The sequence below is a fragment of the Thiohalophilus sp. genome (assembly GCF_034521165.1).
Taxonomy (GTDB): Bacteria; Pseudomonadota; Gammaproteobacteria; order UBA6429; family Thiohalophilaceae; genus Thiohalophilus.
Genome location: NZ_JAXHMV010000016.1, coordinates 271,637 through 284,216 on the forward strand (window position 1 = coordinate 271,637; position 12,580 = coordinate 284,216).

Consider the following 12,580-nt stretch of genomic DNA (forward strand, 5'->3'; position numbering starts at 1 on the left):
GTATATATCGGATTCCTGATCATTCATCGCTAACTGATTTTGATCAATGGATTTAGACTTAATCTAAACTACACTGTATTTGAAAGCTTGCATCGCTGCCCCCCGGAGCCGTGACAACTTCCGGGGGAATGGCCGATTCACCCGCCAGGCGCGATGAGTGTTGTTTTTTATTAATCACGTCGATCCGATCGAATCACCCGCGAATCATGGCGCAGTCGATAGTCAGCCACTATCAGCGGAATCGAGACAAACGATTATCCACTCAGCCGACGCGTCACCTAGAGTCGAGATACGCCCTGACCCTGTCGCGGCAAACTCATTAACACGGTAAATACAAGGAGAAACAACGATGGATGATATAACCAAATGCCCGGTGATGCACGGTGGTGCCACCGAGACCGGCATGTCGAACATGGAATGGTGGCCCAAAGCCCTGAATCTCGACATTCTGCATCAGCACGACACCAAGACTGACCCGTTGGGCGAAGACTTCAACTATCGCGACGAGGTCCAAAAACTCGACTTCGACGCGCTCAAAAAAGATCTGCATGCGCTGATGACCGAGAACCAGGCCTGGTGGCCGTCGGACTGGGGCCACTACGGCGGCCTGATGATCCGCATGTCCTGGCATGCGGCCGGCACCTATCGTGTCGCCGACGGTCGCGGCGGTGCCGGAACCGGCAACCAGCGCTTTGCGCCGATCAACTCCTGGCCGGATAACGCCAACCTGGACAAGGCCCGTCGCCTGCTCTGGCCTATTAAAAAGAAATACGGCAACCGGCTCAGCTGGGCCGACCTGATTACCTATGCGGGCACCATTGCCTATGAATCCATGGGCCTGAAAACCTTCGGTTTCGGTTTCGGCCGCGAAGATATCTGGCATCCGGAGAAGGACACCTACTGGGGTTCGGAGAAGGAATGGCTGGCTCCCACCGATAACCCCAACAGCCGCTACTCCGGTGAGCGCGATCTGGAAAACCCGCTGGCCGCGGTGATGATGGGCCTGATCTACGTCAACCCCGAAGGCGTGGACGGCAACCCGGACCCGCTCAAGACCGCCCATGACGTGCGCGTCACCTTCGAGCGCATGGCCATGAACGACGAGGAAACCGTCGCCCTGACCGCCGGCGGTCACACCGTGGGCAAATGCCACGGCAACGGCGATGCCGCCCTGCTCGGCCCGGAACCCGAAGCCGCCGATGTCGAGGAACAGGGACTGGGCTGGAACAACCACACCCAACGCGGCATCGGGCGTGACACGGTCACCAGTGGTATCGAAGGCGCCTGGACATCCGATCCGACGAAGTTCGACATGGGTTACTTCGACATGCTGCTCGATCACGAGTGGGCGTCAAAGAAGAGTCCCGCCGGCGCCTGGCAGTGGGAACCGATCGACATCAAGGAACAAGACATGCCGGTGGATGTGGAAGATCCTTCCATCCGCCGCAAACCGATCATGACCGACGCCGACATGGCCATGAAGATGGATCCCGAGTATCGCAAGATCATGGACAAGTTCCGCGCCGATCCCGAGGCCTTCAGGGACGCCTTTGCGCGGGCCTGGTTCAAGCTGACCCACCGTGACATGGGACCGAAGGCCCGTTACATCGGCCCCGACGTGCCAGCCGAGGATCTGATCTGGCAGGACCCGGTCCCCGCCGGCAAGCGCGACTATGATGTCAAGGCCGTGAAAGAGAAGATCGCCAACAGCGGTCTGGCTATCGGCGAGATGGTCGCCACCGCCTGGGACAGCGCGCGCACCTTCCGCGGCTCGGACAAGCGCGGTGGCGCCAACGGCGCGCGCCTCCGCCTGGCCCCGCAGAAGGACTGGGAAGGTAACGAACCCAAACGTCTGCGCAAGGTGCTGGATGTGCTGGAACCCATCGCCAGCGAAACCGGCGCCAGTGTCGCGGATGTGATCGTGCTGGCCGGCAATGTCGGTGTCGAGCAAGCCGCCAGGGCGGCCGGCGTCGAGGTGAGCGTGCCCTTCTCGCCCGGTCGCGGCGATGCCAGCGACGAGATGACCGACGCCGATTCCTTCGAGTATCTGGAACCGCTGCATGACGGCTACCGCAACTGGCTGATGAAGGACTATGTGGTCAGCGCCGAAGAGTTGATGCTGGATCGCACCCAGCTGATGGGCCTCACCGCCCCCGAGATGACCGTGCTGGTCGGCGGCATGCGGGTGCTGGGCACCAACCACGGCGGCAACCAACACGGGGTGTTCACCGATCGCGAAGGCCAGTTGACCAATGACTTTTTCGTCAACCTGACCGACATGAACAACACCTGGAAGCCGGCCGGCAAGGGCCTGTATGAAGTCCGCGACCGCGCAACCGACAAGGTCAAGTGGACCGCGAGCCGGGTGGATCTGGTCTTCGGCTCCAATGCCATCCTGCGCTCGTACGCCGAAGTCTACGCCCAGGACGACAACCGGGAGAAGTTCGTCAACGACTTCATCAAAGCCTGGAGCAAAGTGATGGACGCCGATCGCTTCGATCTGAATTGATTTGGCCTGATCTGGCAATCAACGGTGTCGGACACCACCGGTTTCCGGCATCGCTTTTATTAACACTGAATTAATGGAACAAAAGGAGCAATCATGGCTACTGCAATCGATATCGGCATCAGCGAGAAGGACCGCAACAACATCGCACAGGGGCTCAAGCGCCTGCTCGCCGATTCCTACACGTTGTATTTACAGACCCACAACTTTCACTGGAACGTCACCGGCCCGCAGTTTCGCGAACTGCATCTGATGTTCGAAGAGCATTACACCGAACTGGCCACCGCCGTGGATGAAATCGCCGAACGCATCCGCACCCTGGATGTGCCGGCGCCGGGCACCTACAAGGCCTTCGACGAACTGAGTGCGATAAAAGAAGTCGACGGCGTGCCCGAGGCCAAAGAGATGGTCAAGATCCTCACCCGCGGCCATGAACAGGTGGTCAAGACCTGCCGCGACGCGCTGGCCAAGGCCCAGGATGCGGACGACGAATCCAGCGCCGCGCTGATCTCCGATCGCATGCGCATCCACGAAAAGACCGCCTGGATGTTGCGCGCGATCCAGTAACAACCCCGTAGCCCGGATCAAGAAGCAACGCGACGGATCCGGGGTTTGTGGTGGAACCGCGGCGCTTGTTCCACCCTACCTCAATGCACTTCCCCCACGTAGCCCGGATCAAGGAGCAACGCGACGTATCCGGGGCATGCTTCATAAAAAAGGCGGCCTTTCGGCCGCCCTTTTGATTCATGCAGTGAAAAACTCTATTCCGCCGGGTCGGAGCCCATCTGCGATTGCAGATAATTCTGCAAGCCGATTTTGTCGATCAGGCCAAGCTGTTTCTCCAGCCAGTAGGCGTGGTCTTCCTCGGTATCCTTGAGCAGCACTTCCAGAATCTCGCGGCTCTGGTAATCCTTTTCCTGCTCGCACACGTTTATGGCTTCCTTCAGAGCCGCCGTGACCTCGTACTCCACATCGAGATCGTTTTTCAGCATTTCGGGAACGGTCTTGCCGATACGCAGGCCATCCTGTTCGGACAGATCCGGGGTACCTTCCAGGAACAGAATACGCTTGATCAGCGCATCGGCATGCTGCGTTTCTTCTTCCGTTTCATGGTTGATGCGCTCGTAGAGTTTGTTCAGCCCCCAGTCCTCGTACATCCGCGAATGGGTAAAATACTGATCGCGGGCCGCCAGTTCACCGCGCAGCAGTTTCTGCAGTTGCTTGATGACTTTGTCGCTACCTTTCATTGTGATCTCCTTGCCAAACGGTGCTTACATTTGCGACTGCAGGTAATTCTGCAGGCCGGCGTTGTCGATTAACCACTGCTGGGATTCCAGCCAGTCGATATGTTCCTCGGTCTCTTCCAGCAGCTCTTCGAGTTCCTCGCGGCTGACAAAGTCCTGCAGGGATTCGCAATGAGCGATGGCCGCCTGCAGCCGGCCGGCAATCTGCGTCTGCAGTTTGAGATCGTTGGCCAGGAGTTCCGGTACGTCCTCGCCAATCAGTAATTTGCCCAGGTCCTGCAGGTTCGGCAGCCCCTCCAGAAACAGGATGCGCTCGATGATCTCGTCGGCCAGCTTCATCGCCTTGATCGAGCGTTTGTATGTCTGTTCGTTCAGCTCATCGAGGCCCCAGTTTTTCAGCATACGCGCATGCAAAAAGAACTGGTTGATGGCCGTGAGCTGATCCTTCAGCACGCCGTTGAGCTGCTGCAACGTCTTGTTATCACCTTTCATGGAATTCCTCCGCCTCAAGTGGGTATCGGTAACTGGCTGGTCCCGGAGGGGATTGGCTTGTTAGTGCTGCTGATTATAGTTCATCGGCAGCGCAGAATCCAGCTAAGTCATTGATTCTATTTGCAAAATGAAACTAGACAAAAGCCGAAAAAAGATAGAGAATAGCAATCATTCTCATTACGTTCCAGACAACCGGAAAACGAGGTGAATCCATCATGTACGTGTGTGTCTGCCATGCCGTCACCGACCGGACAATCCGCAAGGCCGTGCAAAACGGGGCCGACTCCTTCACGGAGCTGCAACAGCAAACCCGGGTATCCACCTGCTGCGGCCGCTGCCGGGATTGCGCCAAACAGGTGATGGACGACGCCCTGGCCGACCAGTGGGCAGCCCTGGAACCGGTTGCCGCCTTCGGCTGATCGCTGCAATGAAAAAACAGCTCCACAAACTGTTGAAAAACTTCCTGATTCCCCGCACGCCCAATGCCCGCCAGCAACGCTGGGACATGCTGCGCAACAGCACGCGCAATCATTCCGGAAACTAAAACATTACCACCGACGCGGTAATTCTGAATCCCGCGTCGCCCGGATCATGCAGCAACGCAACGGATCCGGGGGATGTGGTGGAACCGCGGCGCTTGTTCCACCCTACGTCAATGTACTTCCCCGTCGCCCGGCTCAAGCAGCAACACGAGGGATTCGGGACTTGCTGGTTTCATGCGATTGCAGATCGAACCGCGGCACGTGTCCGCGCTACGCGCTTGTTTTGTGTTTAATTTCCCCACTAAACTGGGTTCGATTCACGGCGCCCGGCGTTTAACACAAGGAGCATGACCATGACCGGCCTGAAACTCTATGACTTCGACCGCTCGGGCAACTGCTACAAGATCCGGCTGCTCCTGTCCATGCTGGGGCTGAAATACGAGCGCATTCCGACAGACAGCAGTGTTGGTGAGACCCAGACCCCTGAATTCAAACGCCTTAACCCGCGCGGGCAGATCCCGGTGCTGCTGGATGGCGAGACGCTGATCTGGGATTCCATGGCGATCCTGGTTTACCTGGCGCGGCGCTACGGCGACGAACGCTGGCTGCCGAGCGATGCCCTGGGCGAGGCGCGGGTAATGCAGTGGCTGGCCGTGTCGGAAAACGAACTGCTCTATGGCCTGGCCCGCGCCCGCGTCGCCCTGCGCTTCAACAAGCCTTTCGATCTGGAACAGTGCCACCGCGACGCCAGACCGGGACTGGAAACGATGGAACAGTACCTGGGGCAAAACGACTGGCTGGCGGCGGATCACCTGACCATTGCCGACATCGCCTGTTACCCCTATGTCGCCCTCGCCGACGAGGCGGGCGTTTCCCTGGCAGACTATCCGGCGATTCGCGCCTGGCTGCAACGGGTTGAAGCCGCACCGGGCTGGGTCCCGATGGTGGAATAACCCGCCACACGGGCCAATGCCTTGATCCGCCGCGTGTGCGACTGCCGGTTATACGCCGAACGCACCGCCAGCAGATAACGACGGCACAGGGCCGTCCGGGTGAGGCTGGCTGATATGTTCACGTGGTGGAACCGCTGCGCTTGTTCCACCCTACGTCAATGCACTTCCCCGTCACCCGGATCAAGGCACAACGCGACGGATCCGGGGTTGATGGTGGAACCGCGGCGCTTGTTCCACCCTACGTCAATGCACTTCCCCGTCGCCCGGATCAAGGCGCAACGCGACGGATCCGGGGTTGATGGTGGAACCGCGGCGCTTGTTCCACCCTGCCTCAATGCGCTTTCCCGTAGCCCGGATCAAGGAGCAACGCGACGGATCCGGTTTATGCTTTCAATGATCCAATGCCGAATCACGCCGGCAGCAGGGCTTCAATCATCTGCAGATTGGTTGCCGCGTCCGTATAGCTGTGACGAATAAAATGTGGCGTCTCGCCCACTTTCAGCACCAGCGAGGGATAACCGCGCACGCCCAGGCTTTCGGCCAACGCGATATCAGCCTGCAGCTGGCGTTCGATCTCTGGCGAGTGGATGCGCTCGATAAACGTCTCGCGCGGGATGCCCAGTTCCTCACCCAGATCGTATAAATTGGCATACAGCGACGGATTGCCCGCCTCCTGGTAATAAAAGCGCTGGATACGCTCGTACATGGCCACTTCCCTGCCGTACTCCCGCGCCACCAGCGCCGCCCGGCAGGAGGGATAGGTGGAACGCACCGGCGTGTTCTGCGTCCAGAAATCGAAGTTGAACTCCACCCCGCACTGCTCGCTGATCCGCTGCCAGGTCTTTTGCAAATAGTCGCTGATCTCCGGCTCCATCGGTTCATCCGAATCCGGCGCCAGGCCACCCGCCACATAAACGATATCCACTTTATCCTGCAGCGCCGCCTTGACCTGTTGCCAGACCGGCCGCAATCCCCAGCACCAGCTGCACATGGGATCGTAGATGTAATATAAGCTTGCGTCTCGATGCATAAGGTATAACTCCGGTCACGACAAACAGGTCAACCGCGGGGTTGTTCCGTCTAAAGTCCACGACTCAGTTCTGTTTATTGTAGCAATACGCCGCTGGCTTGTTGATAAATGCCGCTGAAATCAAACACCTCTATCCCTTTTCTCCCGGGCACGCTATTGTCTATATAAAGTAAAGGCAAAAAAAGGCATAAGTTTCAGTGTGAATCAGGCAATTCTGGTCTTAAACGCCGGCTCCTCCAGCATCAAGTTCGGCCTCTATACGGCGGCAGACAGTCTGGACCTGCTGTGGCGAGGCCAGGTGGAAGCCATCGGCAGCGCTCAGGCACGCCTGCTGGCAAACCAGCCGGGTGGCGAACACATTGCACGCCGACTCGAGACACCGGATCACCCGACGGCGTTGCAACACCTGTTGGCCTGGATGGAAGAGGTCATGGACAAGCGCACATTGTCTGCCGTCGGCCATCGCGTGGTACACGGCGGCAGACAGTTCAGTACGCCGGTACGGATAACACCCGGGGTATTGCAACAACTCGATGACCTGACCTCTCTGGCACCACTGCATCAGCCACATAACCTGCTCGGTATCAAACTGTTGGCGCAAAGCTATCCCCGCTTACCTCAAATCGCCTGCTTCGATACGGCCTTTCACCACAACATACCGGAAGTCGCCAGACTGTTTGCGCTGCCACGCGAACTGACCGAGCGCGGAATCTGCCGCTATGGCTTTCACGGCCTGTCCTACGAATACATCGCCGAGACATTACCGGCACACTGCGGTTCGGCGGCGGACGGGCGGGTGGTGGTGGCCCATCTGGGACACGGCGTCAGTCTGTGCGCGCTCCAGCATGGCGCCAGCATTGCCACTACCATGAGCTTCAGTCCTCTCGACGGCATCCCCATGGCCACCCGCAGCGGCGCGCTCGATCCCAGCGTGGTGTTTTACCTGCAGCGGAGCATGAACATGTCGATCGATGAGATCGAACAACTGCTCAATCACCGCGCCGGCCTGCTCGGCGTGTCGGGCCAGAGCGCGGATGTTCGCGCGCTGCTCGAGAGCACGCACCCCGATGCCAGACTCGCGCTCGATCTGTTTGTCTATCATACAGTGCGTTCTGTCGGCTCACTGGCCGCGGCACTGGGCGGGCTGGATGCGCTGGTGTTCACCGCGGGGATCGGTGAGCACGCCATCCCGATTCGCGAGCGGATCTGCCGTGGCTGCGAATGGCTTGGCGTGCAGCTGGATGCCGGGGCCAACGCCCGTCACGACGTCCAAATCAGCCGGCCTGAAAGCCCTGTCTCAGCCTGGGTGATTCCCACCGACGAGGAGCAAATGATTGCACGCCATACCTGGCGGCAGATCAACACTTGAAAATGCACTTGCAAGCCCGGCTGATTCAGCTAATTAAACAGGGACAGCATCGGTTCCCAGAACTGTCACGACTCTTTGCTACATTATCGTCACCCATTCGTATTACACCCAGAAGGAACTCACAATGAGCAGCGCCACACCGTTATCCCCGCAGGACGTCATTTTGAGCGATCAGGAACTGGAGCGGATACACGCCTACTGGCGGGCCTGCAATTACCTGGCGGCCGGCATGATCTATCTGCGCGACAATCCGTTGTTGCGCCAGCCGCTGGAGCCCGCCCATATCAAGGAGCGCCTGCTCGGTCACTGGGGCGCCAGTCCCGCATTGAGTTTCACCTATGTGCACCTTAACCGGCTTATCAACAAGTATGATCTGAACGCCATCTTTCTCGCCGGTCCCGGGCATGGGGCGCCCGGAGTGCTGGGGCCGGTCTATCTCGAGGGGACCTATTCCGAGATCTATCCCAACAAGAGCGAGGACGAAGAGGGCCTGCGACGGTTCTTCAAGGAATTCTCCTTTCCCGGCGGGATCGGCAGTCACTGTACACCGGAAACCCCCGGCTCCATTCATGAAGGCGGCGAGCTGGGCTACAGCCTGTCCCACGCCTTTGGCGCGGCGTTCGACAACCCGGATCTGCTGGTCAACGTGATGATCGGCGACGGGGAAGCTGAAACCGGACCGCTGGCCACCGCCTGGCATGCCAACAAGTTTCTCAATCCCATCCGCGATGGGGCGGTATTACCGATCCTCAATCTCAACGGCTACAAGATCAACAACCCCACCGTCCTCTCGCGCATCCCCCACGAGGAACTGCGCAAGCTGTTGGAAGGCTACGGCTGGCAGCCATTTTTCGTCGAGGGAGACGACCCCGACTATATGCACCAGCACATGGCGCAAACCCTCGAGCAATGTGTCCTGGAAATACAACGTATCCAGGCACAAGCCCGGCGCAGCGGGGAACCGAAACGGCCTCACTGGCCAATGATCGTGTTACGCAGCCCCAAGGGCTGGACCGGTCCCAAATCAGTAGACGATCACAAGGTGGAGGGGTTCTGGCGCGCCCACCAGGTCCCGCTGGGTGACGTGCGCAACAACCGCAAGCAATTGAAACTGCTGGAAGAGTGGTTGCGCAGCTATCGACCCGACGAGCTGTTCGATGAGCAGGGCCGGTTGATCGAAGAACTGCGCGAGTTGGCACCCAAAGGCCAACGTCGCATGAGTGCCAACCCGCATGCCAACGGCGGTCTGTTACGCAAGGCGTTGCGACTGCCGGATTTTCGCCACTATGCGACCAAAGTGGACAAACCGGGGCAAACTGACGTCGAGAACACCCGGCCGCTCGGCGAGTTCCTGCGCGATATCCTGCGTAACAATCCCGCCAACTTCCGGGTTTTCGGGCCGGACGAAACCAGTTCCAACAAACTCAATGCCGTCTACGAGGCCAGCGGCAAAACCTGGCTGGCGGAGTATCTGCCCGAGGACGCGGACGGCGGCGAACTCTCGCCGGACGGCCGGGTCATGGAGCTGCTCTCCGAACACACCCTGGAAGGCTGGCTGGAAGGCTATCTGCTCACCGGGCGGCACGGCTTTTTCTCCACCTACGAGGCATTTGTGCATGTCATCGATTCCATGTTCAACCAGCACGCCAAGTGGCTGGATATCGCCGAAGACATTCCGTGGCGGGCGCCGGTCTCCTCGCTGAATCTGTTGATCACCTCCACGGTCTGGCGTCAGGACCATAATGGTTTTACTCACCAGGATCCCGGTTTTCTGGATCTCGTGGTCAACAAGAGTCCCAGCGTCACCCGTATCTACCTGCCGCCCGATGTGAATACCCTGTTATCGGTGGCCGATCACTGCCTGCGCAGCACCAATGACGTCAATGTCATCGTATGCGATAAACAGAAGCACCCGCAGTACCTGGATATGGAGACAGCAATCAGGCACTGCACCAAGGGCATTGGGATCTGGGACTGGGCCAGTAACGATCAGGGCGACGAACCGGATGTCGTCATGGCCAGCTGTGGCGATGTCCCCACCCAGGAAGCCCTGGCCGCGGTGATGTTACTGCGCGAAAATTTCCCCAAACTCAAGATCCGGTTTATCAACGTGGTGGATCTGTACACCCTGTCCTCGGCCCGGGAACACCCGCACGGCCTGGACGACCGGGATTTCGACAGCCTGTTTACCGTCAACAAACCCATCATCTTTAACTTTCATGGCTATCCCTGGCTGGTTCACCGCCTGGCCTATCGGCGGACCAATCACCACAACCTGCATGTGCGTGGTTACAAGGAGAAGGGCAACATCAACACGCCGCTGGAGCTGGCAATCCAGAACGAAATCGATCGCTTCAGCCTCGCCATCGACGTCATCAACCGGGTACCCGGCCTGCTGGTCGCCGGCGCCCACGTCAAGGAGAAACTGCGCGACATGCAGATCGACTGCCGCAATTACGCGCATGAATACGGCATGGACAAACCGGAAATTCGGGACTGGCACTGGCAGGCGGGTTGAGCCTGCTTGCAGTTATTCCGGCGCCAGGTTTGTGGTGGAACCGCGGCGCTTGATCCACCCTGCGTTAATGCACTTCTCCGTCGCCCGGCTCAAGCAGCAACGCGACGGATCCGGGTCAGACGACTGAATGCGCGTCCCGCTGCTGAATGATCGCCACCAGCTGTGCCAGGCCATCACTCAACGCCGCCGGGCCCGGCTGCAAGATCAACGGGGATTTGATTTCATATAACCGGTTGTCCCGCACCGCCGGGATCCGATCCCAGCCGGGGCGTTCGGCCACCGTGGCTGGCTGAAACTTCTTGCCGCACCAGGAGCCGATGATGATCTCCGGGGCCCGTTCGATGACCTCATTGGCATCGGCGATGATGCGCCGCTTCGCATCGGGATGCTGCGCCCGATCGGCACAAACGTCCTCGCCGCCGGCGATACCGATCAACTCCGACACCCAGCGGATGCCCGAGATCATCGGATCGTCCCACTCCTCGAAATAGACCCGCGGACGACGCGACAACGTGGCGGCCTGTTCCCGGGCCTGCTCGATATTGGCGTTCAATTCCGCAACCAACGCCTGTGCCTTGTTTCCGGCTCCGACCATATTACCGAGTAACAGGATGTTATCCAGGATTTCATCCACCGACCGCTGGTTGGTGATCAGCACCTGCACGCCCTCGCGGATCAGCCCGGCGGCGATGTCCGCCTGCAGATCGGAAAAGCCCACCACCAGATCCGGTTCCAGTTCCAGGATCTTGTCCAGCTTTGCCGTGGTAAACGCCGCGACCTTGGGCTTCTCTTTACGGGCTTCGGGCGGGCGCACCGTAAACCCCGAAATCCCCACGATCCGCTCCTGCTCGCCCAGCCGATACAGGATCTCCGTCGGCTCCTCGGTCAGGCAGACGATCCGCTGCGGCAGTTTGCCCGGCATGGCGTTATGACTTGCTCAACGCGCGGATCTTGCGCGCGTGCTGCAGTTCGTTGTATTCCGACCGCACTTCCAGCAGACAGCGGCTGCACAGACAATCCTCGTACTGCTCGGAGATATACTCCAGCTGCTCGCTACTCAGCACCACCGTCTGGCACTGGCAAAGCATGATCGAGCCGGACTTGCATTCAAAAACGGTCTGACACCGCGCGCATTGTTTGGATTCGTGTTTTGGCATACCTCACCTGACAACTTGCCGGATGCGCCATGGACCGGCGCACCCGTTTAAAAATAGAGCCTTCCCTGGCGATGCGGCTGTTTTTATTGTTCCCGCAACTCTCCCGTTGAGCACTGAATGAAACTGATATTTATTGTCCACCGAATCCGTTCATTGCGGATTTTTCTTTCTTGCGCCTGATAATCGGCGCATTCACATCGAGCTGCCAGCGGGTATCGAATGCCTGGCGCTGAGCGGAGAACGTAAACTGGATACGTCCATCATCGAAGCGGTAGCCACGCATCACTTCCTTGTCCGTAAAATAGCCATTGACCGTATTTACCTGGTTTTTCTTGCGAATGCCATAATTCATGAGAGCATATCCATACAGGTCATCCGCCGAGTCGAATCGCCGACTTCGATGATGCAACTCCAGTGTAGCGTAGGGATACCCGTTCCATTTACTGTCGTCCGGGCTGGCCTTGTTCGCCAGCACCAGCAGCGCATGACCCTTACCGATCCGGCGCTTCTCGTGTTCCGTCAGTCGGGTCGGCAGCAGATAAATCGTCAGATCGTTCAATCGCTTGTCCAGCACAGCCACCGAATCGGCGACATCCATCCGCACACCGCCCTTTTCGATATACCCCTGGGCCGCGACACCAACCCCCGCCAGCGACCAGGCCAGCAACATCGCCACCATGCGTCGCATAACACCACATTTGAACAACAGCATGTCAAATACCCCGCTGCATTAAAAAATTAAAAACCGTCCCTGGTCATGCGGATTCTTATTTTTGTTCCCGCAACTCTCCCGTTGAGCACTGATAAAACGATGTTCTCCGGCTTTTTG

The 12,580-nt window shown here is 58.7% G+C and carries 12 protein-coding genes; 6 read left to right on the forward strand and 6 right to left on the reverse strand.

Features of this window, described 5'->3' with window-relative positions; translation table 11 throughout:
• Positions 1-349: 349 nt before the first annotated feature.
• Both katG and U5K34_RS15865 read left to right on the forward strand, forming a co-directional pair.
• On the forward strand, positions 350-2,509 hold the full coding sequence (gene katG / locus U5K34_RS15860) for a catalase/peroxidase HPI (protein ID WP_322569379.1): 2,160 nt from the start codon (positions 350-352) through the stop codon (positions 2,507-2,509).
• A 93-nt stretch (positions 2,510-2,602) separates the two neighbouring features.
• Complete coding sequence (locus tag U5K34_RS15865) at positions 2,603-3,073, forward strand: Dps family protein (RefSeq protein ID WP_322569380.1); 471 nt, start codon at positions 2,603-2,605, stop codon at positions 3,071-3,073.
• 194 nt (positions 3,074-3,267) lie between these two features.
• On the opposite strand, the gene bfr (U5K34_RS15870) is transcribed toward U5K34_RS15865, so the two are convergent.
• Both bfr (U5K34_RS15870) and bfr (U5K34_RS15875) read right to left on the reverse strand, forming a co-directional pair.
• On the reverse strand, positions 3,268-3,753 hold the full coding sequence (gene bfr, locus U5K34_RS15870; protein ID WP_322569381.1) for a bacterioferritin: 486 nt from the start codon (positions 3,751-3,753) through the stop codon (positions 3,268-3,270).
• Positions 3,754-3,777: 24 nt separating this feature from the next.
• Entirely contained in the window at positions 3,778-4,242 is a 465-nt protein-coding gene (gene bfr, locus U5K34_RS15875) for a bacterioferritin (RefSeq protein ID WP_322569382.1), read from the reverse strand.
• Positions 4,243-4,457: 215 nt separating this feature from the next.
• On the opposite strand from bfr (U5K34_RS15875), the gene U5K34_RS15880 reads away from it, so the two are divergent.
• Both U5K34_RS15880 and U5K34_RS15885 read left to right on the forward strand, forming a co-directional pair.
• Positions 4,458-4,661, forward strand: a complete 204-nt coding sequence (locus U5K34_RS15880; protein ID WP_322569383.1) for a (2Fe-2S)-binding protein — start codon at positions 4,458-4,460, stop codon at positions 4,659-4,661.
• Positions 4,662-5,077: 416 nt separating this feature from the next.
• Entirely contained in the window at positions 5,078-5,677 is a 600-nt protein-coding gene (locus U5K34_RS15885; RefSeq protein ID WP_322569384.1) for a glutathione S-transferase family protein, read from the forward strand.
• 409 nt (positions 5,678-6,086) lie between these two features.
• On the opposite strand, the gene U5K34_RS15890 is transcribed toward U5K34_RS15885, so the two are convergent.
• Entirely contained in the window at positions 6,087-6,707 is a 621-nt protein-coding gene (locus tag U5K34_RS15890) for a DsbA family protein (RefSeq protein ID WP_322569385.1), read from the reverse strand.
• Positions 6,708-6,906: 199 nt separating this feature from the next.
• Between U5K34_RS15890 and U5K34_RS15895 the strand changes: the two genes are divergently transcribed.
• The gene (locus tag U5K34_RS15895) at positions 6,907-8,076 is read left to right on the forward strand and encodes an acetate/propionate family kinase (RefSeq protein ID WP_322569386.1); all 1,170 of its coding nucleotides are present in this window, start codon (positions 6,907-6,909) and stop codon (positions 8,074-8,076) included.
• Positions 8,077-8,200: 124 nt separating this feature from the next.
• The gene (locus U5K34_RS15900; RefSeq protein ID WP_322569387.1) at positions 8,201-10,594 is read left to right on the forward strand and encodes a phosphoketolase family protein; all 2,394 of its coding nucleotides are present in this window, start codon (positions 8,201-8,203) and stop codon (positions 10,592-10,594) included.
• Positions 10,595-10,709: 115 nt separating this feature from the next.
• On the opposite strand, the gene U5K34_RS15905 is transcribed toward U5K34_RS15900, so the two are convergent.
• The 3 genes from U5K34_RS15905 to U5K34_RS15915 form a co-directional block, all read right to left on the reverse strand.
• Complete coding sequence (locus U5K34_RS15905) at positions 10,710-11,516, reverse strand: cobalamin-binding protein (RefSeq protein ID WP_322569388.1); 807 nt, start codon at positions 11,514-11,516, stop codon at positions 10,710-10,712.
• A 4-nt stretch (positions 11,517-11,520) separates the two neighbouring features.
• On the reverse strand, positions 11,521-11,751 hold the full coding sequence (locus U5K34_RS15910; protein WP_322563792.1) for a cysteine-rich CWC family protein: 231 nt from the start codon (positions 11,749-11,751) through the stop codon (positions 11,521-11,523).
• Between the two features lie 130 nt (positions 11,752-11,881).
• A complete protein-coding gene (locus U5K34_RS15915) occupies positions 11,882-12,463 on the reverse strand; it encodes a hypothetical protein (RefSeq protein WP_322569389.1) in 582 nt (193 codons plus the stop codon).
• Positions 12,464-12,580: the final 117 nt, after the last annotated feature.